This is a genomic window from uncultured Photobacterium sp., from assembly GCF_947502415.1.
Taxonomy (GTDB): Bacteria; Pseudomonadota; Gammaproteobacteria; order Enterobacterales; family Vibrionaceae; genus Photobacterium.
In genome coordinates, this window is sequence record NZ_CANMZV010000018.1 from 52,697 (window position 1) to 77,328 (window position 24,632).

Annotated in this window: 21 protein-coding genes and 1 pseudogene; 2 read left to right on the plus strand and 20 right to left on the minus strand. The window is 43.2% G+C overall.

Annotated features, from left to right (window positions below; translation table 11 throughout):
• Positions 1-2: 2 nt before the first annotated feature.
• The 14 genes from Q0852_RS17390 to Q0852_RS17455 form a co-directional block, all read right to left on the minus strand.
• Complete coding sequence (locus Q0852_RS17390; RefSeq protein WP_299020073.1) at positions 3-1,283, minus strand: ABC transporter permease; 1,281 nt, start codon at positions 1,281-1,283, stop codon at positions 3-5.
• Between the two features lies 1 nt (position 1,284).
• Positions 1,285-2,502, minus strand: coding sequence for an ABC transporter permease (locus tag Q0852_RS17395; protein ID WP_299020075.1), 1,218 nt, complete (start codon positions 2,500-2,502; stop codon positions 1,285-1,287).
• Positions 2,499-3,719: a TolC family protein gene (locus tag Q0852_RS17400; protein ID WP_299020143.1), complete on the minus strand. Its 1,221-nt coding sequence runs from the start codon at positions 3,717-3,719 to the stop codon at positions 2,499-2,501. Before Q0852_RS17400 ends, Q0852_RS17395 begins: the two co-directional genes overlap by 4 nt.
• Before the next feature lie 79 nt (positions 3,720-3,798).
• Entirely contained in the window at positions 3,799-4,929 is a 1,131-nt protein-coding gene (locus tag Q0852_RS17405) for an efflux RND transporter periplasmic adaptor subunit (RefSeq protein WP_299020077.1), read from the minus strand.
• Between the two features lie 454 nt (positions 4,930-5,383).
• Positions 5,384-6,193, minus strand: a complete 810-nt coding sequence (locus Q0852_RS17410; protein ID WP_299020079.1) for an N-acetyltransferase — start codon at positions 6,191-6,193, stop codon at positions 5,384-5,386.
• A 206-nt stretch (positions 6,194-6,399) separates the two neighbouring features.
• Positions 6,400-8,643 carry a peptidase U32 family protein gene (locus Q0852_RS17415; RefSeq protein WP_299020081.1) on the minus strand — a complete coding sequence of 748 codons (2,244 nt, stop codon included), beginning with the start codon at positions 8,641-8,643 and terminating at the stop codon, positions 6,400-6,402.
• Between the two features lie 261 nt (positions 8,644-8,904).
• Positions 8,905-9,627 carry an SIMPL domain-containing protein gene (locus tag Q0852_RS17420; protein ID WP_299020083.1) on the minus strand — a complete coding sequence of 241 codons (723 nt, stop codon included), beginning with the start codon at positions 9,625-9,627 and terminating at the stop codon, positions 8,905-8,907.
• A 121-nt stretch (positions 9,628-9,748) separates the two neighbouring features.
• Positions 9,749-10,720 carry a hypothetical protein gene (locus Q0852_RS17425; protein ID WP_299020085.1) on the minus strand — a complete coding sequence of 324 codons (972 nt, stop codon included), beginning with the start codon at positions 10,718-10,720 and terminating at the stop codon, positions 9,749-9,751.
• A gap of 101 nt (positions 10,721-10,821) precedes the next feature.
• Positions 10,822-11,307 (minus strand): GNAT family protein, encoded by a 486-nt coding sequence (locus Q0852_RS17430; protein WP_299020087.1) that lies wholly within the window; start codon positions 11,305-11,307, stop codon positions 10,822-10,824.
• Between the two features lie 150 nt (positions 11,308-11,457).
• The gene (locus Q0852_RS17435) at positions 11,458-11,739 is read right to left on the minus strand and encodes a hypothetical protein (protein WP_299020089.1); all 282 of its coding nucleotides are present in this window, start codon (positions 11,737-11,739) and stop codon (positions 11,458-11,460) included.
• Between the two features lie 134 nt (positions 11,740-11,873).
• Positions 11,874-12,959: a hypothetical protein gene (locus Q0852_RS17440; RefSeq protein WP_299020091.1), complete on the minus strand. Its 1,086-nt coding sequence runs from the start codon at positions 12,957-12,959 to the stop codon at positions 11,874-11,876.
• Positions 12,960-13,385: 426 nt separating this feature from the next.
• The gene (locus Q0852_RS17445; protein WP_299020092.1) at positions 13,386-13,736 is read right to left on the minus strand and encodes a carboxymuconolactone decarboxylase family protein; all 351 of its coding nucleotides are present in this window, start codon (positions 13,734-13,736) and stop codon (positions 13,386-13,388) included.
• An 84-nt stretch (positions 13,737-13,820) separates the two neighbouring features.
• Positions 13,821-14,534 (minus strand): SGNH/GDSL hydrolase family protein, encoded by a 714-nt coding sequence (locus Q0852_RS17450; RefSeq protein ID WP_299020093.1) that lies wholly within the window; start codon positions 14,532-14,534, stop codon positions 13,821-13,823.
• Positions 14,535-14,710: 176 nt separating this feature from the next.
• Positions 14,711-15,139, minus strand: a complete 429-nt coding sequence (locus tag Q0852_RS17455) for a VOC family protein (protein WP_299020095.1) — start codon at positions 15,137-15,139, stop codon at positions 14,711-14,713.
• Between the two features lie 146 nt (positions 15,140-15,285).
• On the opposite strand from Q0852_RS17455, the gene Q0852_RS17460 reads away from it, so the two are divergent.
• Complete coding sequence (locus tag Q0852_RS17460; RefSeq protein WP_299020097.1) at positions 15,286-16,047, plus strand: YdcF family protein; 762 nt, start codon at positions 15,286-15,288, stop codon at positions 16,045-16,047.
• A 70-nt stretch (positions 16,048-16,117) separates the two neighbouring features.
• Here Q0852_RS17460 and Q0852_RS17465 read toward each other — a convergent pair whose 3' ends face one another.
• The 6 genes from Q0852_RS17465 to Q0852_RS17490 all read right to left on the minus strand — a co-directional run bounded on the left by Q0852_RS17465 (position 16,118) and on the right by Q0852_RS17490 (position 22,441).
• On the minus strand, positions 16,118-16,384 hold the full coding sequence (locus tag Q0852_RS17465; RefSeq protein WP_299020099.1) for a hypothetical protein: 267 nt from the start codon (positions 16,382-16,384) through the stop codon (positions 16,118-16,120).
• A gap of 188 nt (positions 16,385-16,572) precedes the next feature.
• Positions 16,573-17,133 carry a CDP-alcohol phosphatidyltransferase family protein gene (locus Q0852_RS17470; protein ID WP_299020101.1) on the minus strand — a complete coding sequence of 187 codons (561 nt, stop codon included), beginning with the start codon at positions 17,131-17,133 and terminating at the stop codon, positions 16,573-16,575.
• A gap of 266 nt (positions 17,134-17,399) precedes the next feature.
• Positions 17,400-17,957 carry a prepilin-type N-terminal cleavage/methylation domain-containing protein gene (locus tag Q0852_RS17475; RefSeq protein ID WP_299020103.1) on the minus strand — a complete coding sequence of 186 codons (558 nt, stop codon included), beginning with the start codon at positions 17,955-17,957 and terminating at the stop codon, positions 17,400-17,402.
• Positions 17,958-18,133: 176 nt separating this feature from the next.
• Positions 18,134-20,317, minus strand: coding sequence for a prolyl oligopeptidase family serine peptidase (locus Q0852_RS17480; RefSeq protein ID WP_299020104.1), 2,184 nt, complete (start codon positions 20,315-20,317; stop codon positions 18,134-18,136).
• Positions 20,318-20,524: 207 nt separating this feature from the next.
• Positions 20,525-21,097, minus strand: a complete 573-nt coding sequence (locus tag Q0852_RS17485; RefSeq protein ID WP_299020106.1) for an HD family hydrolase — start codon at positions 21,095-21,097, stop codon at positions 20,525-20,527.
• Between the two features lie 126 nt (positions 21,098-21,223).
• A complete protein-coding gene (locus Q0852_RS17490) occupies positions 21,224-22,441 on the minus strand; it encodes a serine hydrolase (protein ID WP_299020108.1) in 1,218 nt (405 codons plus the stop codon).
• A 681-nt stretch (positions 22,442-23,122) separates the two neighbouring features.
• Between Q0852_RS17490 and Q0852_RS17495 the strand changes: the two are divergent.
• Positions 23,123-24,562 (plus strand): annotated as a pseudogene (locus Q0852_RS17495) (chitinase); the annotation flags it as partial.
• Positions 24,563-24,632: the final 70 nt, after the last annotated feature.

Sequence of the window (24,632 nt, forward strand, 5' to 3'; positions counted from 1 at the left end):
GTTCACTCATTCTGCAATGCCTCTAGTGGCATAATACTCGCTGCGCGATTGGCCGGAAACCATGCCGCAGCAATACCCACAAGACCCAGAGCCAAAATGACGACTAATACGATGGAGGTAGAAAGCTCAGGTTTCGGCTTTCCTAGTTCGTCATAAATCACGTTGCCATCGAAGGGCAAACTTTGCAGCAGCTCTACCAAACCGAAGGTCAGCAAGAGCCCGAACACACCACCAATTGTCATGGTCAGCAATGCTTGCAATAAATAATGGCGTTTTATATCACCCGGAGTTGCACCAATCGCCATTCGGATCCCGATGTCACGGGTCGCCCGCTTCACCGTTGCATACATAACATTGGCGATCCCAATCCCTGCAACCCCCAACGTCACCAGCCCAATAATGCCAAGAAAACTCTGTAGGCCAATAAGGAAACGACCCATCGTCTTCTGGCGCAACAACAGATCTTGTGTCTGAATAAGCTGATCGTCTTCCATGCTGGCTCCATATTTTCTGGCGACCAACTGCTTTGCCTTCTGCGCAACCACAATGCGGTCTACATTTTTTCCCGGTTCTATATTGATAGCATTCATTGCCGCATTGGGATTGAAACGCTGCCAAGTAGAAAAAGGGATAAATACGGCATAATCCAGCGGGATACCATTTTCAATATAAGAACTACCACTCTTTAATAAACCAATCAGAGTGAACTCTTCATTACCGACCTTAACGGTTTTACCAACCGGATTTGACGTCAGTTTCGGTGAATCAATCCAATTAAAATCATCATTGTCACTGAATAGCAGGTAAGCCGCACTCTGGCCAAGCACTATCACTTTCCGCTGATCTTTAATATCCATCGGATTAAACCAACGTCCGCCGGGCGCCATATCAAACCCCATCAGTTCACGGTAGCTTGGATAAACAGCCAAAGGTGACTGCCAGGTTCCTTTATCTCCATGGGTTACATTCGCATTCCAAAGGGCACTCGGCTCCGCTCTCTTCACCGACGGCAGCGCACGAATAAGCTTGATGTCCTCGGGCTTGAGCTTCAACTGCTCCCCCTGAGAGAAACGACCGAAATCCTTAGTTGCGTAACCACCGGTCAAATAAATCAGCTTACCATTACCGCTTTCTGAACTTCTGATCAGCCCCTGGCGAAGCCCTTCGCCAGCCGCCAGCATCACGGTGATACAAACTGTCGCCCATACCACAGCCAATATAGTCAGGCCAAGACGCAGCTTCTCAGCAGCCATCTCTTGAAAAATCTGACGTATTACAAACATCTTATGCCCTCGCGTTCAAGGCAATCACTGGCGTTAACCTTGATGCCCTTTTTGCCGGGAAATAGGCGGCCATCAGCGCCAGCACACCGGTAACACTAAGGGCCATCATCACCGCATCAAAAGTAATTTGCGGGATACCAAGCCAATCTGGCATACCGATTACCGCCATCAATGTCACAATGGCGCAGGAAAGCATTAATCCGATCCCGGTACCGGCTATCACCAACAAGCCACCTTCGGTAATAAACTGAAGTAATATTGACGTTGGCGTCGCACCAATAGCTAAGCGAATACCAATTTCTCGGGTGCGTTCTGTTACCGATAAAAACATAATATTGGCAACCCCTAACGCTCCCACGGCCAAGGTCATAGCACCACTGATACCTAGAAACAATTGAATACCGCGAAACAGAGCCGTAAAAAATTTAGCACTTTGGCTGAAATCAGGAAGATACATCGCACGACTATCTGTCGGGTCAAAATGCTGCTGTTTTGCAAAGAAAGAAATCAGGCTTTTTCTCAACACAACACCGGAGATGCCTTCTGCTGGATCAACCAGCAACATTGATGGGTTCTTCTGCCACAGGTCAGTAAATGTCGGGCTTGGCATCATGACCTGCTGCTCGTCATTATCCATTCGGAATCCCCCTTCACTTTGCTCGGTTATACCGATAACAGTAAAAGGAACAGCATTCACTTTGACTTGCCCTCCCAAAGACAAACCAGCGATATTGGCTAGTTGCCAGCCCACAACTACCACTCGATTATGGTTTTTAATATCACTCGGGGTGATATTACGAGAGCCCTTCGTTAACTTGAACTTTCGCCAGGTAACAAAACGGCCATCAACACCACGGACATAACCGGGCAAACTACGACCTTGCGTATCAGTGACTGTGGCTTCCCAGTTTTCGTAAACCACCGCAAGCCCTTTTATTGCAGGCTGGTGTTCCAATTGTCGCATTTCAGCTTCAGTAATAGTCACCATCCGCCTGGCAGGCAGTCCCTGCCAGGGCTTACTGGTCATTTCCGGGTAAACAGACTGGGTATCGCTCATCAAAACAGCAAATGACTTAGTGTTCACCTGATAAAAACCTTCACCAAGAGCCACCAGCACCAGTACAGAGACAATCCCCCATACAATAGCAATCACCGCCAGCAAGCTACGCAGCCGGTGTGCCATTAAAGTCTGAAGCGTCTGTTGAAGCATTGCGCTCATGATTGTAATGCCCGAGATATTTGCTTAACGGCATCGTCATTGAGCTGACCAACGGATTTAAGCAGTTCAACCCGATGTAACCAGTATTGGTAAAGCAATGATTGCAAAAGGTTTCTACTATCAAACAGATTATTGTGCGCAGTGATCACATCACTGGCCTCAGCAAGACCTGCTTTATAGACCATTTGCTTGCTCTCAAGTGCCTTTTCTCGCGAACTAATTTGTCGCTGAGCCATTTCAACACGCTGCCAGTCAAGGTCAATCTGATTAAACCGGCTCTGAATCAATTGTTTGATATTGATTTCAACCAAACGGACATCCTGTTTGGCTTGCATGACATCCAGCTTCGCCAGATCAACATTGGCACGCGTCGCGCCATTAAGATCAAGAGGCAAATTTAAAGAGATATTGGCGCTCAAGTCATCATTACGTGCTTTGTCGTTATCACTGTACATGACCCGTCCGGTGACCGTCGGATAGTAACCGGATTGAGCCTGCTCCTGCTTAAATTCAACTGATCTTAGCTTTTGTTTCGCCGCAAGCAATTCGGGACTATTATTCTTCGCCAGTGTTAGCCATTCACCTTGGTCCTCAACTACCATCTGTGGCTGTGTCAGATTCTTTGTACTGATTTCATCGACCTGCTGCGGAAAATGACTAATTAAGGCTGCCAGATCTGCTTTCTTTTGTTCAAGATCAGAATGCCGGGCCAGTAGCGTCGCTTCAATATCAAGCTGATTTGCCCGGGTATCTTCGAACTCAGTGGACATCACCTTACCGGCTTTATAGTTCTGCTCAATGACATTGAGCATCTTTGCACTTTCTTTCCGCTTTTGCTCGGCCAGGCGCAAATCGCCCTGAGTTTTAGCCAAATCAAGATAAGCCGTAATCAGTTTTTCAGCCAAGTCATTATGTGCTTGCTGGCCCCTTAATTGCGACTCCAGCGCTGACGCCTCAGCAGCATCCAATTTAGACCATTTACTGCTATCCCACAGAACCTGATTCAAAGTGACATTGTAACCATTACTGTATTGTCCATGCTCGTGCCAATCCCAATCGCTGCTAGCGCCAAGCGACAACTCGGGAAGCAATTCACTGCGGCTGCTACGCACATTTGCCTCACCGATTTTTTCGCTAATCTGTGCCTTCTGATAGTTAGGATCATAAGCTTTCGCCGCATCCCAAGCCTGCTCGATAGTGAGTGCGTAGCTCTGCATACTCGCACTAAGCAATATCAGAGACAAACCAGTGCACACCGTTTTCGGAAAGGCTGGACGTTTGTAATTAAAATATCGACTAGGCATTCGGCGCCCCCATCATGCTTGAATCTACTACTTCATCCCCATCCTTCAGGCCAGATAACACTTCAACATTAATGCCGTCTGAAAGGCCGAGCACAACAGGCTTGGTATGAAAACCCTGTTCAGATTCATCTGATACCAGTACCCCTGGCTCTTCGCCTTCAAATTGCAATACACGCTCTGGAATGGTGGTCACTGATTCTGCTTTTTTCAGGGTGATTTTTGCTGTTGCCGAAAAACCGGAGCGGACTGTAATACCTTCAGGGAACTGAATATCACCGACTTCCACTTCGAAACCATTATCAAAGCTTTGGTTGCTGTTACTTGACGTGGCATTAAGCTTTTCAGACTGAACAGCCACCTTACTTAAGGTGCCTGTTAATTCCTGTTCAGGGTATGGTGCGAGGGTGATAGTTACAGACATACCGACATGCAATTGCGCGGCATCATGTTCACTGACGCTACCTTTGAAAATCATGTCGTTCATATCTGCCAGCGACATCATCTCCGTTGCGGACTGGCTGGATTCTGTGGAAATAATCGGCTCACCGACTTCCACTTTCAGATTTAAAATGGTGCCGCGGATCGGAGCAAAAATAGTAGATGTCAGCCTGGATTCACCGACTGATGATTCCCCACTTCGGATCAAATCTAAGTTTTGCTGCTTTTGCTGTAGATCAGCCATCGCGCGCTTCACTTTGGCTTTAGCTTCAATATATTGGCCATAGTTTTCCGGCACAATTTCCTGATCGACAAGACGCTTCAGATTCTCTAGTTGTCTTTGACTGGATTCAAGTTCGGCTTCACTTGACATCAGTTCTGTCATTGCCTGTGTAAGACGAGCAGGTGTTGGGTTCGGGCGGATTTTAAATAACGGCATACCAACTTCTATGTTATCACCCACCTTGTGATAAACCTCGCCGACAATACCTTCAATCTGCGATTTGATCTGTACCGAGTGTGCAGGGACTATCTGCCCCACTGCCACCGCCTGCTTTTCGATCGTACCGGTCGTTGCCATGATTACAGGCAAAACGTTATCAGTCTCAGCTACCGGGTACGAGTAGTACCTTACACCGGCCAAGCAAACAGCAGTCAATGACGCTGCTATCCAGCGCTTTTTCATAATGTATTCCGTCGTTGATAAGAAGATAAAGGAAGAACATGTATCGAATAGCCACCAGACATCAACCGGACTATCGAAGCGAAACTATGCCTAAACCGACAAATGTTCTTTGTACTTATTTGTCATGTTTTGTACTAAACAGTTCAACTTTTGAAAGCATTAAACAGTAATTACTTATCGTTAGTCAATAAGTAATTATCATGTAGTAGCAATTCAGAAGAACAAGATGCCCTAGTAGACTTTCAAAAAAATTCGATATTGTTAGCGCTATTATCAAACATCAACAAAGCAGAAAAATATGAACCAAGCTTTTATCATACAAATAAAACACTTCGAAAGAAATCCTTACGGACAATGAATTGGTATATTTTTACCTATAAATCATGCAGTTACTCTGACAACCTGCCCCCCCCCCTACCAATGCGGCAAATCGCCAAACAAGTAGAAAGAATGTTTAGGACCGCTTAATTTTAGAGATCGCTTTGTCGAACCGACTATCCATGCAAACACTAACATCCGTCGTCACAAACTGCCCGTTATAGAAAAGGCTAAAAATAGTCGCCGGTGTCGGTGATAACTGCGCCTGCTCGGCTGTTTCAAACTTAATAACCTTAAGAGGCAAACCGCGGTTACTTGCAGTTTCCACCAACGATGTCGATACATGGTACTCAGTAAACGGGCATCGATTAGAGTAATAAACAACGATCCCTTTATTATCTTCGCCTTCATTGCCTGTTTCTGTGTCTTCGCTAACAAGGCTATTCCCCACACTCGCGTTATCATTAAAACTAGGTGTCGGGGCTTCAGGGTTAATCTTCAGAACCAAAAGGTTGAACCCCTGATCTGTGGTCGCACACACTTCAATGCCTTGTCGTAATAGCCACTTTCCATCGCTCATGAAGTGACATTTTTTTGCGCCGACGACCGTCACCAGACCGTCCTTGCCTTGCGCTCTGGCATCATTAATAGCCATGTTAAGCAATGCTTTACCATGACCATGCCCTTTGTATTTTCCGGAAACCCAAAAGCAATTTATCAGCAAGTAATTTGGCGCTGATACCGGCACCCAGCCCGCCTCAGCCGGACCATATTCAATAAATACCTTTGCTCGCTCATCCAAACGAATGAAGCGATAACCGTTATCGAATTCTTTCGCTAACCAATTTTTCTTTAATTGATAACCTTCCGCACATTTTTTATCCGAAAAAGCACAGCAGATATGCTCGGTATCTAAAAGTGCTTTGGTCAGCGAGAAATAAGCCATTCTACCTCCATGTCGGATGCCAATTTTGTTCCATTTGATACAATCACAAGATGATCAATTTATATGCAGCTGATCGCAATAAACAGTACACCCTATAGCGACAGGTGTCTGTTAGGCCTCCCTATTACTGCGTAGAGGTTTGCACTTTAAGTACAAAAAAAAGCGCCGGATATTGCTATCCGGCGCTCGGTGTTCGATATTCGAAATTACAGCCCTTTGATGTATTGAGCCTTGATAGTCGGTGATATCACCGATTCGATATCCGCTTTGGCATTCGGTTCCCCATTTAATAGCTGCTGGAACAACCCAATAACCCCAACCTTATCCAAGCCAATATTGGTCTGAGTTTGAATATCTCTCAAATCAATGAAATAGCTCGAAAACTTCCCTGGCAGATCCGACAGGATATCCATATTGAGATAGTTATGCTCACTATACATAGTATTGTGGCTGCCTTTTTGTTTATCAACCACAAACGAAGCTTCTTTCAAACTTAAAATCGATGCTGATTTATCACATTTTCTCAGGCATTTATGATCGAAGCGCTTCTTCTTACACCCTACAGTCTGGTGAAACAGGCACTGGCGACTGGTCAGCAACATAAGTGGGTGATAGATACTGTAAAACAGCTTGAAGCTATCAGGCCTAACGATGTTCTTAACCTGCAGCTTCTTTATTTCATTAGAGATAAACGAGCCGCAGCAGTTGAACTCTTCTTTCATACACTTGAGGCTAAATGAATTCGTGACATTAAGCTGCGGGCCTGCAATCCAGTCAATTCCTTTTTCATATGCCGCATAGGCGACACCTGTATTGTTTGTCACAATCAGTTTAGGTTTCACCAACGCTAAGAATTCAACAGCAGCCTCATAGTTTTCACCTATCAAGATAGCCGGAAACCATGGGATCAATGTTTCATTTTGCGCAAACAACTCAACCATCGGAGACAACTCAGCTTGCATAGCTTCAGGAAGCTGGTAATAAATATCTGCTGTTGTCGAATCACACAGTGCAACATCTTCCTTCGATGAAACCAGTACCGACAATGTCGGATTAGTATCCAAGCTTCCTGTTTTGTCCAACACGGGTGTATCAATCGGCGCAATAACCGGCTTATTGCCATTCATGATAATGGCAATCTGCTCCTTCATCGCCGCCAGCTCGTTAAAAGGTACAAACAGGTGGCTAACTGATGGGTCAATGATGAATGATTCAATATAGTACTCAGCGTTATTCAAACAGTTGAGCCATTTTTCATCACATGTATTATCAATTGTGTATTTGCCTGAAGTGAACAAAACAGACTCAGAATAAACATCGAAAGTATGCTCAGGCGAAGAAACCGTAACCTTCAACTTGCTATCCGACTGACCTGACAAACTAACAGTCAGCGGTTGCTTATCGATACTTAAGTCTTGGATCTTCTCTTCGACGGTCTTAATGATATCCGTTTTATCATCGTACAGTTTTTTCTTAACCTGCTTCAGGTCTTCTTCACTGGTGCAGTTGTGTACCTTGGAAAAATGTTTCGCCGAATTGTCACGAGGATTATCAATAAACATATTCTTATTGATATCCCCCATCAAATAACCATTTGAAAAATCACGGTTAAACACGGTATACAGCTCAGTATTATCCGATAGCAGCTCTTCATTATTACAATAACTATTAAGTTGTTTATTCCAGTTATCAACTGCCGTATACACATAGTGAGACTTTTTGATCCGGCCTTCTACCTTAAATGAATAGACGCCGGCATCGGCCAGCACTTTCATATCGAAGAACGCTGAATTATCCTTCATGTTAAGTGGATAGTCCTTGCCTGCCGCCGTGGTTTGATATTGATCCCGGCATGGTTGGCTACAACGTCCACGGTTGCCTGAACTGCCATTGCGTACTGAACTGATGTAACAAAGGCCAGAAAAGCCGATACAATAAGAGCCATGCACAAACACTTCCGTCAGCACATTATGGTCAAGGCCAAAATATGACAAGTGTTTGATTTCATCGATGTTTAACTCACGTGATAAGTTAACGCGGCTAGCTGTCAACTTACTGAAAAAACAGATCTGCCCTACATTGTGGGTATTAACCTGTGTAGAAGCATGAACATCTAGATCTTTAAAATGCTCTTTCAGGATATAAAACAGACCTAGATCCTGAACAATAACCCCATCAATCTTGGTATTAACCAACTTATTCAATAAGCGAACAATGGCCGGGATCTCACTCTCCAAGATTATAATGTTCAGTGTTAGAAATATTTTGCAGTTGTGTTTGTGAGCAAGTCTGACTACACCATTCAAGTTATCAAATGTTAAGTTTGTAGCGCGATTCCTGGCATTAAAGTTATCAAGTCCGCAATATATTGCATCTGCACCTGCAACAATCGCAGCTTTTATAGACTCAATATCGCCACCTGGTGCCAATAACTCAAACTTGTTTCTCATAGCGACATAACCCACTTGTCTATTTTACTTTATTTCAAGGGGGCGTATTTTACGCGTAAGATTTTAGCCTTGTCTATAAATGTGGTTTTTATTATTTTTTTGCCAGATACTCAAACCTGCATCCGACAAGAAAACCATTATCCGGAATAGTTCGCATTATCAAAATAAAGGGGTGGAAAATGATAAAAGATCAGTTAGAAGTGGCGCAAACAAAAGAGCCACTCCATTACGTCGATTTGTGCCTATTATGAGCAACCGTGCTTAATCGGTTAGATAGAAGGTAATCGTTGTTACAACACGAACATCTTTTTCAATTTTTTCCGTATCACCATAGCTATTGCCTGCATCTTTGATAAAGAAACTTCCCTGACGGGCACTACGGATCCCACCAACGTTAACGCCCGCATTCTGGGCAAACTCATTGGCGGCAACACGTGCGTTTTTAGTTGCTTCCCGCAACATTTCAGGCTTGATGTCATTTAGCTTGGTAAACAAATAAGCTGGCGCTCTGTTTTCAATATCAATGCCCTGTGCAATAAGGGTATTCACATTTGCCCTGACTTTTGAAACAAGCTCAACATCATGGGTATTTACAACAATTGAACCAATCAATGAATGCTTTTGATCAACTAAATTTTGTTTATCATCTCTGTATTCTTCAGGGTAGTAATCTATGACACCAATTTCAATTTCACTCTCTTTAAAGCCCTTTTCTTTTAATAGGTCAATAATTACTTTCTGTCGTTGTTCAGCTTCTGCATATAACTTAGGTAATTCCCCTTTGCTTTTTCCGGTAACACTAAATACCAACTCCCAAGTTGCAGTATCTGCGCGTACACGGCGCTCGGCCAACCCTTTAGCCTCTGCGGTATTTAAAGCAACCTTGGAGTTATATATTGTCTGACTAATAAAATATCCTGCGATACTCAATCCAATCGCCAAAAATATACCAAGAAAAATTAACCCTTTCTGATTATTATCCATAACGTCCACCTAATTCATTAACACCTGTTGATTCAGATACTATACGATGAGAAGCATAAACAGTGTCATAATAATGACAATAATCGAGTTATATCACTGGTAAATAAGAAAAGACCGGAAATTATTCAGGAATACATAAATCCGTTCGATATGGGCTGCCGACTTTCCCGGTTATCGGTGGTGGTTCGTGAGGAGACTCTCGCATCCAGGCAGAAAAACGCTGGATATCCCTAACATGATCAAGCTCCTCTTCCGACACTCCTTTGGCAATAATCTCACTCTCCATGATTCCACGTTCAATATAATCAAAGATTATGTCAAAACGACGGTAAGCAATACCAATACTGATTTCCGAAGTAACCCCCTGTACCATATCTGGCGAAGGTAGCTGTTGTCGAATATTCAAAGGAAGGCCTAAATATTCAGCGAGTTGCCATATTTGAGTTTTGAAAAGGCCTGCCATTGGCTGAATTGGCATATCATCAATCCCTTCTTTTACAAACCAGCCAGCCTGCGCTTCAGTATAGTTAGCAGCGCCAATCACAACACCATTGAGCTTATCAGCCTCTTTCTCAATGAGTGTTCGCCGATAAATGTGCCTAGTATTAAAACTTTGCACCAGCGGGACAATAAAAAAGTAATAAATCAGTTTTTTAAGGGGGTTTCTGCCTAACTGCCCACAACCTCCTTTTATCGTGGAAAGGTGCACCGTTTCTCGAAAAATGAATGAATATAAGGCTAAGAGAAAACGTTTCATTACTCCTGACAGCTTACTGACTCGCATAATAAAAGGGTCATAAACCCCTTTGCTCTTCATTTTTGACGAGATATCCTGTACCTGCAATTCAATACCAAGCCAGTCGGCCATAACTCTGGCTTTAATCTCTGAATCATTTTCACTGTCACGATCTTTCAGGAAAAAAGCTTTCACCCTCTTAGCACCAACAGCACGAACTGCAAGCGTTATTAATACCGCAGAATCTATACCACCACTAAGCCCCATAACAATACAGTTTTTGTTTCTCTCATCTAGCAAATCAGAAACATACTGTTCAATCGCTTCAACAGCTTTAGCGGCATCAATCTCTAGCATAAAAACGATTCCCGACTTTAAGCTAAGCCGGGAAAACCGGCTACGTATCTACCTCCATAATAGTCGAGAACATACATATGTTACGAAATATGATTAATGATTCAGGCTGCGATCTTCTTTTCCATGTAAAGCAGCGTCCAGCTTTCGCCATTGAATGTCCGAATATTCATTTCTTTCCCTGTGATCGTAAAACCCAATGACTGGTAACATCGCAATGCTACCGGGTTATTTTCAAAAACAGCCAGAGTTACGACTTTTGCGTTTAATACTTCACATGCATACCGGACCGCCAGTTTAACAAGTCCTTTTCCATAACCTTTTCCTCGATAAGACTCATCACCTATCAAGACCCGACACATTCTGTATTTAGTCGTAGACTCGCGAACAAGCTCAATATAGCCTAATGGCTTACCTTCATTTCTTAATATAAACGGAATCACTTCCGGTGTGGCGATATGTGAAGCAATCTGTTGCGCTGTCAACGGAAAATCAAAAACTGGCCCACTCCAAAGATAGTTAAGCTCAGCACTTGATACCCAATTAATTAATACGAAACTATTCTTCTTGGTAAAATATTCCAGCTCCATTGCTTTTCAATTCCATGTACAAAAATCCCTCCGAAGCAGCCTATGAATGATTAAAGTAAAGCCAGCATTTGGACTGAGCCTATTTGAAAAACCCGACAGGGCAAATTTATTTTGCCCTGCTTTTACAGCATTAGAAGATTAAACTTTTAATTAAACGATCTCGTACCATGGAATTCCATGCCAGCCTTTGGGATGATTTATTGTGCAACTAATGTATTTCTTATCAAGCTCAAACCACGGCAACTCTGATGGCCCTTCCGGATGATTAACGGTTGCGAATATTTTATTGTCCTCTCTTACTTCAAACCATGCATAACCACTCCATCCACGAGGATGTGCTACAGTAGGATATATTAAGTTTTCTCTAATCTCATACCAAGGTAAGCCACAAAAACCATTTGGGTGACCTGAAGTTGTTCGAATATTTGCCATGCGATATTCCTTTTTCAAATTAAATAAAAATAACACTAAAATCTTAAAATTATTCCGACACCATCGAATGACTGATATCAAAGATACGGCTTTAAACATGCGGACATAGAACTGTCTATTCATAGTGTGTCTGGTTACGAACCATCAACAACTGGAGTCTGAAGCTCTATTGGCGTGGTAACAGGCGCTTTGCCATCAAGCAAATATCGCTCATCAAGGAAACGATCCGATATAATGCTATTGCTATTACTTATGAAAGTATAAGCAACACCACGGTAGTAAATTACTCTCGGATAAACAGCACTTGAGCCAAACAAGGTATATGGTGTGTTGTGAAAAGTACGCATAATATCGCGGCCAAGATGGGTTTCAGCCATGTCTCGATAAGCCGCAACATATTTTTTTCCACTTTCTTCGTCAATATTCAGCTTAACTTCGCCATTGCCGTTATGTATGAGGTGCGAATACACACCAACATAATAAGAGTTATGGCCACGCGTCTTCCAGCCGATCTGTTCTCCTAATAAAGCGTGGACAGGATCTTCTTTCTCAACCCTAACTAATGAATTAAACGAAATCTGCATTGCAAACTCAGCAGGTTTATATATGTAGTCTGCATGAAGCGAGCGCTGCTTGATGTTTTTAAAATAGATAACTAAGCGCTTTGAATCTGTTCCTACACTACAACCATAGATGCAACTTGCATCCCACCCCAACGTATCCGCGACTTTCTGAGCCTGATTTAAGGTTAAATCAATTAAAGCAGCCTGCGCCTGCTCTTCTGTCTCCAGTTTTTGACCGTTGTATGTATCAGGCAGCCATGCGCTGGTGGCAACATCTTCGCTGCCGTCAAACATTTCGCCAAAAAGCAAATCAGCCGCTAATACAGCAGCCCCTACACTATGCCCTGCGGCAGAATCAAACTGACCTACCGCCAAATCTGTCGACATCTGCGCAACAGTTGATGTCTGAAAAGCATTCCACTCCCCAACGACATCAGACTTTGTAACCCTTTCAACAATATCAGCTCGGTTATCACTTTCCATAAGGGCATTGGCAAGATAACTCACTTTTACAACTTCATCCCAATTTTCTTGGCTTACCTTGGTTCTCTCCGGGTAGGTTGTTATATCGTGAAGATAAGGCTTCCCCATCCGAGACGAACAGCCCGGCAACACAGTCATAACGGCGATTAAAGATAAAATTGTTTTAATTTTCATGGTGCTAGCCAGTAATCCCTTTAAAGAAAAGAACAATACCAACAACTTTCTTCACAGGCCGTGAGACACATCAACTATATAAAATTATCTCTATTATCAATACCTTAATTACAAAAGCACCCAAAGATTAAAATGCGCACTTTCTGTTGACTTTTTCTTCCCATTAACTGGACGACCTCGGAAGCTGATCTATACTAGTTAATGAAAAGCGTATCTTTCTGCCAATAGAGCTTTTGAGATGAGGGGAAAGAGTAGCAACCACGCAAGTTTCTGGGCTTGTAGCGTGGTCAACGAGAGAGAAGCAGAACCCTGTATGAGCTAACTCTCGACGCGCTTTTCATACTCCTGTCAATTTGATAAGTAATTCAGAAACCCGCCGATATTGCGGGTTTCATTATTTTCGTGCCTACGAACTAAAAAAATACCCTACACTTCCCAGTCTTCGCCAGCTTTAGCCTGTTTGAGAGATTCCAGCTTGTCATCTACCCAGCTAATCGCAGCCATAACACCGGGGAAACCGATAGTACTTGTTAGAAGCAGCAAGACATGACGAATTTCTTCTACACTGGCTCCTGCTTCAAATGCTCTTCTTGCGTGGCTATGAACAGCCCCTTCCGAGCGAATTGCAGCCGCTGCTGCCAATTGGATCAATTGTGCTGTTTTCTCGTCTAAAGGTCCTTCTTTCTTGACCGCCTTACCTAATAATTCCACGGCATCGACGAAATCAGGATGTCTTTCCTTAATCTTGATATATTGTTTCGAGGGTTTGGCAGTCATAAGTTTCTCCTAACAAAAATGTTATTCATTAGTATAGACAGCCCTCACTAAACAACCTGATAAACCTCTATCCCTGCTGGCGATTTAACCTTCCAACATCCAACGTGATTTTATTACCTGAGCGATAGCCTCCCCCCAGTATTGGTAGATAGCAGGCCCCGGATGAAAGCCATCTGTTGCCATATGATGTGCACCTAACTGGTGGTTAATATCAATCAAATCGCAATCCTTCTCCTTAATCACCCATTGTGCTAATTGGCGATTAAAGCTTTTTGCTTTATTTCCCAAGTACCATCCTAACGGGTGCGGCAAAGCCGGAAACTTTTCCATCGGGGGAATTTTAGTCAGAATAATTTGCTGGCAAGAAAAACGCTGGCGAAGCTGATTGACCAACACCTTTTGCTGCTCTATCCATTTCATTGAACTAATTGGTTGAGTGACATCATTAACACCAAGGGAAGCAATCACGATGTCATAAGGTAACCGGGGTTGATATACCAATTGCTGGCTCATGGCTTTTGTCGTCATTCCAGACTCGGCGACCAAATTCCACTCCAACTGGAAACTATCAGCCAACTCATTGACTAAGTGACCGGACAAAGCTTGAGACTGATGTTCCACTCCCACACCAGCAGCCGCAGAATCACCAATAAGCAATAATCGAAGGGGCTTCCCCTGGCCTATGCTACCACTTCTAGGCCCCCAGGCTTCTTCCAACTTAGGCGTATTTCTGCGGACATACTGGCCCTGGACAACAAACACCGGGGCCATCAATAGCAAAGCCAGATGGTGGATCATACTCATCTCCTATCCAATACCAACCAGTATAAGTATCTAAACAATCGTGCTTGGTAAAATTACCTGTTACTAAGCATTATCTGAATACTTACCTATCTCGATTGACATAAACAAACCGATACAGTTACGTATCTTCAATTGTTTAAGCATAGGATCAATTTAGCACTATCGATTTGCTACTCAATAACGAGACTGCCGTCAGGGTTAAACTTCCAGCAATCCGCATACGCCACTTCCCAGAGATAACCATCCGGATCAGAAAAATATCCACTATAACCACCCCAAAATACATCTTGCGCCTGTTTCTCAATCACTCCACCCACCTTCTCTGCTAACTGAAGGATTTCATCCACTTCATCTTTTCGCTTTGTATTATGCGCCAGAGTGATTCCTGAAAATTGACTACGAGCTAAAGACATATCCGGTGAGACATCCTTGGCTAACTCTTCAATAGGATACAAAGCAAGGCACACGCCACTCGTTTGAAAAAACACAATACCAGATTCAGGTTTACGCGTTGTCGGAAAACCCAAGTTCTTATAAAACTGATACGACTTTTCTAAGTCACGTACACCCAACGTAATAATACTAATCCTTGGTTCCAAAACTTCACTCCTTTTTAAATAGAACACACCTTGAAACTGGTCTGTCTTCCCGTTGCTCAAATGACTAAAAGTCGCCTCTAAGTAGCAGATTTGCTATTGTCGCGCCCTTAAAATAAATAACAAAATAATAAATCCCGAGAAACCATATGATTATCACCTTTCTTATTCTTGTGATCACCATTGCAACAGCCTTCAGCTTACTTAAATGGCGTAAAACAAGTACCACGTTGTACACCTTATCAGCCCTTTTCTTTCTGGCTGTAGGCTGTGGCTTTGTACCGGCTTATCTGTTAGATAACCTACAATCACCCTATGACAAGAAACCAACCATTCAATGGAGCAAACAAAACGCCATTGTCCTACTTGGTGCCGGTACTGAAAAAATTGCCCAGACAGAGAATATCGAACCCGGAATGTTTTCATTCGGTCGCCTTTTCGAATCCGCCGCTCTTTATAACGATTGTAAGAAATCCGGTGCTAATTGTAAGATCATCATCAGTGGCGGTGATGCTAAATATAACGGCTCTCCAGAGGCTCTGATTTACCAAGAGACATTGGTTCAACTGGGTATTTTAAAAGATGACATCATCCCTGAACCTAACAGCATGAACACATGGCAAAATGCTCAATTTACCAGCACAATGCTACGACAGGAAAAAGCCGATAAGGTTGTTTTGGTATCTTCCGGTATCCATTTGCGCCGAAGCCTGATTTACTTCGCTCACTTTGGTATCAACCCAATCGCGGTACGCGCTGATTACCTTGACGCCATCCCGTCAACATTGCCGCTTTCCTATAACATCGCCATTACCGATTTTGCAGTTCATGAATATATCGGTATCGCGCGCTACCATGTTTACAATGCAATGGGCTGGAACCCAACCAGAACGAAACCAGGACAAGCATAACTAAAAAAGGCTGAGTAACTTTTTGTTACTCAGCCTCACTCCATATACAAATATACAAAATACGTTTCAGCTAAATTTTGTGAATTTCATTAATGACCGGTTTGGCGTTAATCAGCTCGCAAATACTAACCATAACTGCGTACTCTGTACCCTCACGATCAGCCACTTTTGCATTACATAAGAAGTGGTAATTTACGCCGGCAACAATCTGGGTAGATGCAGCGAAAGGTTCGTAACTAACACCCAACAATCCTTCCATTGCCTGGTCGAAAACATGTCGCATCTCGTCATCAATATTTGTGGAATAAGGCGTCCAGCCACCAGCAATATTATTCATCGTTTTCATCCTTTTTTAACTATCAATTGGCAAAGTCAATTGTAGTATGAATAATTTCAGCAGTACCTAATCATTTAATATAAAACAATATTTACAACAGCACTTCCAGAAATAAATAGCAACACCTCTCTTGCACTCAAACAATGCGAGCAAGGTACAAATTTAGCTCAAATGCATGAGCAAAGGCATTATTTCCTTTTCGCTACCAGAGCCTTCCTACTCCACACATAAACATAATGACCACCGCTGATACATGCCAGGACGATCACAAGCCACAGCCCTGCTTGTAAGCTAAAAGAAGGAAATACAGGAAAGACCTGTTGGGTCAACAGCATCAAAGCAAAAACGATCTGCACACCGGTACTGGCTTTACCCCAAAAACTAGGAGCCATTTCATATCGACCAAACAGAAAATAATAAGTCACAGCACCACTGACAATAACCAGATCCCTTATAACAACAACTACAGCGATCCACCAAGACAGCAGGCCCACATAAGCGAAAGTAACATAAGTAGTGACCAGCATGACCTTATCGGAAGCCGGATCAGCAATCGAACCATAGACGCTCGGAGCATTGAGTTTGCGTGCCAGCCAGCCATCAAGTCCATCGCTAATCCCGGCGATAAAAGCAAGTACTAAAACAATCCCGTAGCGTTCTTCCAGGATGAACCAACATATCGGTATTGTCAGAAACATCCGCATCGTCGTTAATATATTGGGAATACGCTTAATGCCAGTATTAGCCATGAGTTATACACCATCACTAGTTACTAAGAGCACATAACATCTACTTTGAGTGTAAACCTAAATGTCATTTATTACTTGACTAAAATGGGTAAAACATCAAAACAAAACCATAACTTCAATCAGATATTTATTCATGCGAGAGAACGAAGAAGGAAGGAGAAAAGTTTTTCACTAGCAAAAGGCCCTTCAAAACGGGAACTCCTTTGTATCAATTTGAGTGCTCATATAAATAACGATTCAAAGCCGCACCTGAAGAGCATTCTAGATTATTGACATGGAATAATATCGACACGGTAAGTATGACTATTTAGAGTCGCATCTGTATAGCGGAGGTAACAGTTATTATTCACCAGTTTCGGAGGTTCACTGGTGTAATCAAGGTTCGATGTATCCGTGATAATAATTACATTATCTTCGGCTGTTACCTTCGTTATACCCCAATCTTTATCTTGCTGATAGTTTTTGTTAATACCATCAACTAATGTGGTAATCGTATAGAAATTTGCTTCAGGATAACCGTAGCGGAAAATACATAAGTGTTTCGCGTTTCCTTCGCACCCCTTAATCGGAATTACTCTCACAGCATCCGCATGCTCGCCCTGACCTTTATTAATAATGTAAGGAACACTCTCTAAACCAGCCATGGTCATTTTTCCGTACCCCACCTCGAGGCCGGCTTTGACGGCACCTTTCAATCCTTTTAAAGCCGAATTACGCGCATCACTTTGCAAGTTTAAAAATCGAGGAGCCCCCGTAACCGCTAAAATACCCAGCACAACGATCACTACAACCAGCTCTATTAATGTAAATCCGTTTCTTTTCACCAGGCACAACCTCGAGTAATAACTCTAATCGACGTCAATTTACTGACGATTCATAGGTGAGTCAATGAAACTGACTGAAATAACATCAAAATGCGATTCAGGTTTACATTTATCAAAAATTCACTAAAAAAGCGCAGCCTGTTGGCTGCGCTTAATTATTAAATTACTCGAAAATATTAAATCTTTTGAACACCCATGTTATACAACGTAAAGCTGTATATATCGGCATATTGTTCGATAATCTTACTGGTAGGCGTGCCTGCGCCGTGACCTGCATTGGTTTCGATACGAATCAATGTCGGATTAATCCCCGCTTGTTTCGATTGCAGCTCAGCAGCAAACTTATATGAATGTGCAGGAACTACACGGTCATCATGATCGCCTGTTGTTACAAGCGTTGCAGGATATTGGATCCCAGCTTTTACATTATGAACAGGTGAATAAGCTTTGAGGTAACCAAACATCTCTTTACTCTGTTCAGCTGTACCATAGTCATAGGCCCAGCCTGCACCAGCAGTGAAGGTATGGTAACGAAGCATATCCAGTACACCGACAGAAGGAATGGCGACCTTAAACAAATCCGGACGCTGCGTCATCGCCGCTCCCACCAGTAAGCCACCATTAGAACCACCGTTAATTGCCAGCTTCTCACTGGAAGTATACCCCTCAGCAATCAAATACTGCGCTGCCGCAATAAAATCATCAAAGACATTCTGTTTATGCAGCTGAGTACCTGCTTTATGCCACTCTTTACCGTATTCACCACCACCACGGATATTCGCAACAGCATAGATACCTCCCATCTCCATCCATGCGGCACGTGTCGGACTGAACCATGGTGTCAGGCTGACATTAAAGCCACCATAGCCGTACAGTATGGTTGGTGTAGTGCCGTCCAGAGGCGTGCCTTTCTTATAGGTGAGCGTCATCGGTACTTTCGTACCGTCTTTTGAGGCATAGAAAACCTGTTGAGACTGGTAGTCGTCAGCATTGAACGGTGCTGCTGACTTATAGTAAACCTGACTTTCACCATTATTTACATCGAGACTGTAAGTTGTTCCCGGAGTCTTGAAGTTCGTGAAAGTGTAGTAAATCTCTTTGTCTTCTTTCTCACCATAAAAACCGCTGGCAGTCCCCAAACCTGGCAACTGAATCTCTCGGATCAGCTTACCGTCCATGTCATACTGCTTCACTTTGGAAACAGCATCGACTTCATACTGAGCAAAGAAATAACCGCCAGCGGTAGAAACATTCAACACACTATCAGTTTCAGGAATAACATCCTGCCAGTTATCCGGTGTCGGGGTCGTGGCGTCGACACTAACCAGTCGCTTATATGGTGAATCCAGGTTAGTGACCAGATACAATTTTGAATCCTGATTTTCAACCACATAAGTATCAGACTTCGTATCATCAAGCACAGTGATCAGCGGGCTATCCGGTTTGTTCAGATCTTTCAGATACAACTTATTACCGGAAGTCGAAACACTTGCCGATATTGCCAGATAACGATCATCTTCACTTGTGTATCCCTGCACGTAGCGGTGCTTCTGCTCTTCAGTACCGCCAAAAATCAGCTTATCTTCACTCTGGCGAGTACCTAACTTGTGATAATAAAGCTTATGCTGATCAGTCTTTGCCGACAGTTCACTGCCTTGCGGTTTGTCATAACTGGAATAATAGAATCCTTCATTGCCCAGCCAGGAAAGTTCGCTGAATTTGACGTCAACCAGCACTTCTCCGACCTGCTTTTTAGTTTCAGTATCCAACACAATAACTTTACGCCAGTCACTACCTCCTTCCGATATCTGATAAGCCATCAGGAAGCCATCTTTCGAGAAACTGGTTCCGGCCAAAGACGTCGTTCCGTCTTCGCTGAATAAATTCGGATCCAGGAAAACCTCCTCTTTACCATCACCGAGCTGACGATAAAGCACATACTGGTTTTGCAGCCCGTCATTTTTATAGAAATAGGTATACTTACCTTCTTTAAACGGCTGGCCGACCTTTTCGTAATCCATCAACTTTGTGAGGCGTGCTTCAATCTGCTCGCGGTAAGGAATGTGTGACAGATAATCGAATGTGACTTTGTTTTGTGACTCAACCCATTTCGCTGTTTCCTCGCTCATATCGTCTTCAAGCCAACGATACGGATCCGCAACTTTAGTGCCGAAGTACTCATCAACCACCTCAACTTGTTTTGTTGTCGGGTATTTCAGAGCCTGCCCTATCTTTTCCTGAGTCAGATTTTCCTGAACCTGACGCTCCTGAACGTCACTATTTGTGAGTTTTTGATCTGCAGGCGTATCACAACCTGCAAGTGCTACTATGACAGCCAACGTCAACGCCTTCTTATACATTTCATCCTTCTTATTTTTTGTGAGCCTTTCTTTTTCAGCCTCAATGTACAGCATTCAGACTGACTTATTACTTTTAATTGCTTTGCTCAAGAAAGAGCAGATGAGATTTGCGATCGTCCTCAGGTTTCACCTTAAGTTAATTAGAATCAATAACATATCATCTGTAAAAGAAAAGCAAAGATGAGTTCCCTTACTCTGGTACTGTGATCAGGCATCTTTCAGCCAGCCGTTTTTAACAGCCTCATCAATCTCACGCTTCATCCATTCAAATAACTCAGGTGCAATTTCTTCAATACAGTGATTAATACCCAACACCTGACTGCGTGCAATGCCCTGCTCCTGCCAGCGCTTACCTTCGGTTGCCAGATTCAGAATAAAAGGCAATAAGCGGTCGACCACCTTCACCCAGCGACTTTCTGCCGTCACCTGTTCTTCATATTCATACCACATTGCAGACGCTTCTTTACCAAAGGCATCATGACGTTCCGCAAAAGCCTGCATAAACTCAGCTTCTTCTTTTGCTTTTTCACCACGCTTCGGGTCATAAACAGAAATGTCTCCGGCTCCGATTTCGCACACATCGTGCAACAAAGCCATTTTAATCGCGTGATCAATATCGACGGTTTCAGGTATAAAATCCTTCAGTGCCATAAGAGCGACCGCCAGGTGCCAGCTATGCTCTGCAGAGTTTTCAGTTCGGGAGATATCCGAAAGGTAAGTCATCCGATAAACAGACTTAAGCTTATCTAGCTCAACAAGTAAACTTGTTATTTTTTTCATTGGGATTCTCGATTACGGCTAATAAAATATATCAGCAAAGTGTAATACGATATTCCGGCTTATTCAGTGGATTCTCAGGAAAATAAGAACGGCGCTCTTAATCGCAAACACAGTATTACTAAAAGGTTAGTTAGTCGTTGCATTTTCAGCTACTGAGTAAGCTATTCCCCTGAAAGCAGCAACCGCATAATCCATGCTTTCATAATTATTTTCCATGAAGCGAAGATCTGCGCTGTTTTTTACAATCACAACATCAGCTTTTCGATTGATGTAGATATATTGCCCATAAATACCAATTGCCATGAATTCTTCATCAGCATTTTCAGGGATCCACCACTGGTAGCCGTAACCAAAATGGGTTTTAGCATTATTCCTCGGGCCAGGTATTAGATGTGGCGCATCCGGGGTAATACTCTCCTCAATCCAATGTGCGGGAATAATCTGTTTTCCGTCCAGACTGCCATCATCGCGATACAGCTTACCCAGTCGCAGGTAGTCACGGCTGATTAGATTAAGTCCGCCCAGTACCATAGGTTCGCCCACACTATCTGTAATATAGATGGCATCCCGCTCTGTCTTGAGCTTCGACCATAACTTTTCATTAAAGTAATCAACGAACTCACGACCTGTCGCCGCTCGCAACACCATACCAAGTACATGTGTATCGATACTGACATAGTGCATGTATGTCCCCTGCTCATGGTATCGGGTTAGAGTTGTCGCAAACTCGTCGAAGCTGCCACCAAGAGCAAGAATACGTCCCATCCGGTTAATATCACTAAAGAAGTCTCCATAATCTTCATTGAAGTAAATGCCACTCGACATCTGTAACACGTTCTTGATACTAACACCTTCATAACCCGAGCCAATGAGTTCTGGAACAAAATCAGTTACCGGAGTATCAAGATCTGCAATCACCCCCTCATCTACCGCAATACCAAAAATGGCACTCAGAAATGACTTAGCTACTGACCATGAAATCCGATAATCAAATTCACCAGTCCCCAGGTAATACTCTTCATAGCTGATATCATTAGCTTTAAGCACTATCATTGCTGTTGTGTTTGTCTCTTTCAGCCAGCGATCGGTTTCTACATATTTACCGTTATAAGAAAAATAAGGGGGTAATAAGCGGTGTTGCTGGCCAAATTTAGATACATCACCAGAACGCTTGACGGTTTTAGTCGGAGCAATTTTTTGCATGTTGGAAAAATTACTGACAATCACATCTTCATCAAATAAACGAACCGTATGATAAAGCTGTGTCAGCTCAGTTTTGAAGTACGCTCCACAACCTGTTACCAGAGCGAAAAATAAAAGCAGAAACTGGATAACTCTTTTCATCTCAAGCCAGGTCCCTGAACTCTATTATATATACTATAGATTCCATTCTATTCTTCCTGAAAATAAAAAACTGCCCCATTCATATATTTCATCCTTGTCGTAGATCACTAATTTAAATACAATAACTAATCGTTATTTTCATTTTCTCCAATTAGCAAACTTTCAAACTCTTTATTTTATATTTTAAATCGTTATATATCTTCCAGGAATATAACCTCCCCCTGAGATAGTTACTTCAATGCTTTGAAGTGCCTCGCAGATACTTTCACTTCTCATCAGGCTACAATTTAGATTTTAATCCTGAATTTACGATCCATACAGACCAAGAATAAGTTTAAGCTCCAATAATATGAAGAAATCAGATGATTAAACTAGATCTTGTTGATTAAATAGATAATTCTCTCTGAGAAATTATCGTTGAGCCAACCTTGACGAACATTTTATAGTCAACCTGCTGCGCTGGTTTTTGTTAGACAGTTTCGCTGACAACAATGGCTATTGTGCAAAATACGATGGTTTTTCCCTTTATCTGTAACCATTTACTGAGCTGGGATACATCATACTCCTTCGTATATCACTGCCTCTAGCGGCTTTCTTAAGTTGGCATTGTACTGTCAAAGCGTGGGACATCTGAATTCTGGCAGATTGCCGGAAACCTCAAAATAACAAGGAGTTTCTCTCATGTTTAAGCTAGGAGTACTAACAACACTGATAGGTTGCACCTTAGCTGCCAACAGCTTTGCAATGAATCCCCAACCAGATCCTCAAAACCCCACTGGATACATAGTTTCACGCGCTGACGTTGAAGCCTCAGAAAAAGCTAAAACTTCCGACCCTATGTATGCGATCTGGGCAAAAGCCCTGGTAACTAGTCCAAACAGTGTTGTTGAAGCCATTGAACCAGGCCTTGCAAGCAACCCAAATAACGTTAAACGCGCTGAACGAGTCTTTTCCCAATCAGAGTGGGACTTCTTGACTCAAATGGCAGCGCCGGAATACACATATACTCGCTTTCTGCGCGCCATCGGTAAATTCCCGGCATTCTGCGGCGAGTACACCGATGGCAGGGATTCCGATGCAATCTGTAAAAAATCTATCGTCACTGCATTTGCGCATTTCGCACAGGAAACAGGTGGTCATATAGCGAAGGATAACGTATGGGATAACCCGTTAGGTTTAGAGGAATGGCAACAGGCACTGGTACACGTTCGCGAAATGGGTTGGTCTGAAGGTCAGGTTGGTTATACAACAGGCTGCGGTCAGAATGACTGGCAAAACAAACGTTGGCCTTGTGCTGCCGGTCAGGGCTATTTTGGCCGAGGTGCGAAGCAGCTATCTTATCACTTCAACTACGGGCCTTTCTCTGAGGTCATGTTCGATGGCGACGCATCAGTATTGCTGAACGATCCAGGCCGTGTAGCCGATTCCTGGCTGAACCTTGCTTCTGCTATCTGGTTCTTCCTGACTCCTCAGGCACCAAAACCTGCCATGCTACATGTAATAGATAGAACCTGGAAACCTTCGCAGCGTGAAATCGATGCTGGTATAGGTTATGGCTTTGGCACCACCATTAACATCATTAACGGTGGTATCGAGTGTGGTGAACACAACAAGAATAAAGGACAGCCCGTTAACCGTATCCGTTACTGGGAAGGCTTAGCGGCTCACTATCAGATCCCGATTGAAGCCGACGAAAAGAACACTTGCTGGCAACAAACGCCGTATGGAAGCCTGAACCTTGAAGGTGCCACAGATGTTCTATACACCAACTGGGATGGTGACTGGACACATCATGCTGATCGTCCTGAAGGTAAGTCGTTTGAATGTAAGCTGGTTGCCTACCAAACTGCTTATTCTGCATTGATTCCGGGTGACTACGAGAAATGTATAACCAATGTCTATGAGTCTCACCCTGGGTGGCCTGAGGTGCGTGTTGTAGATAAAGTTGAACCGACTCCAGGTCCAAACCCAAATCCGAACCCAAACAGCTGGGACGCGAATAAACCGTATAACACTGGTGATCGTGTTGTCGTCAACGGGGTTACCTATGAAGCAAAACATTGGACAAAGGGTGACGATCCTGAAAAATCAGGCCAATGGGGCCCTTGGATAAAAATAGCTTGATGCTTCTTCTAATTTAACGCTGAAAATAAAAACCGCCTTGTTACTGTTACAAGGCGTTTTTTTACTC

Coding starts and splice junctions, on each gene's coding strand:
- Q0852_RS17410 (WP_299020079.1), bottom strand. CDS start 6,193: ATGGCTTATTTCTCGCTGACCAAAGCACTTTTAGATACCGAGCATATC.
- Q0852_RS17395 (WP_299020075.1), bottom strand. CDS start 2,502: ATGAGCGCAATGCTTCAACAGACGCTTCAGACTTTAATGGCACACCGG.
- Q0852_RS17490 (WP_299020108.1), bottom strand. CDS start 22,441: ATGAAAAGAGTTATCCAGTTTCTGCTTTTATTTTTCGCTCTGGTAACA.
- Q0852_RS17415 (WP_299020081.1), bottom strand. CDS start 8,643: ATGAGAAACAAGTTTGAGTTATTGGCACCAGGTGGCGATATTGAGTCT.
- Q0852_RS17470 (WP_299020101.1), bottom strand. CDS start 17,133: ATGGCTAATACTGGCATTAAGCGTATTCCCAATATATTAACGACGATG.
- Q0852_RS17390 (WP_299020073.1), bottom strand. CDS start 1,283: ATGTTTGTAATACGTCAGATTTTTCAAGAGATGGCTGCTGAGAAGCTG.
- Q0852_RS17400 (WP_299020143.1), bottom strand. CDS start 3,719: ATGCAGAGCTACGCACTCACTATCGAGCAGGCTTGGGATGCGGCGAAA.
- Q0852_RS17445 (WP_299020092.1), bottom strand. CDS start 13,736: ATGACTGCCAAACCCTCGAAACAATATATCAAGATTAAGGAAAGACAT.
- Q0852_RS17460 (WP_299020097.1), top strand. CDS start 15,286: ATGATTATCACCTTTCTTATTCTTGTGATCACCATTGCAACAGCCTTC.
- Q0852_RS17440 (WP_299020091.1), bottom strand. CDS start 12,959: ATGAAAATTAAAACAATTTTATCTTTAATCGCCGTTATGACTGTGTTG.
- Q0852_RS17485 (WP_299020106.1), bottom strand. CDS start 21,097: ATGAAAAAAATAACAAGTTTACTTGTTGAGCTAGATAAGCTTAAGTCT.
- Q0852_RS17430 (WP_299020087.1), bottom strand. CDS start 11,307: ATGGAGCTGGAATATTTTACCAAGAAGAATAGTTTCGTATTAATTAAT.
- Q0852_RS17425 (WP_299020085.1), bottom strand. CDS start 10,720: ATGCTAGAGATTGATGCCGCTAAAGCTGTTGAAGCGATTGAACAGTAT.
- Q0852_RS17450 (WP_299020093.1), bottom strand. CDS start 14,534: ATGATCCACCATCTGGCTTTGCTATTGATGGCCCCGGTGTTTGTTGTC.
- Q0852_RS17405 (WP_299020077.1), bottom strand. CDS start 4,929: ATGAAAAAGCGCTGGATAGCAGCGTCATTGACTGCTGTTTGCTTGGCC.
- Q0852_RS17480 (WP_299020104.1), bottom strand. CDS start 20,317: ATGTATAAGAAGGCGTTGACGTTGGCTGTCATAGTAGCACTTGCAGGT.
- Q0852_RS17420 (WP_299020083.1), bottom strand. CDS start 9,627: ATGGATAATAATCAGAAAGGGTTAATTTTTCTTGGTATATTTTTGGCG.
- Q0852_RS17465 (WP_299020099.1), bottom strand. CDS start 16,384: ATGAATAATATTGCTGGTGGCTGGACGCCTTATTCCACAAATATTGAT.
- Q0852_RS17435 (WP_299020089.1), bottom strand. CDS start 11,739: ATGGCAAATATTCGAACAACTTCAGGTCACCCAAATGGTTTTTGTGGC.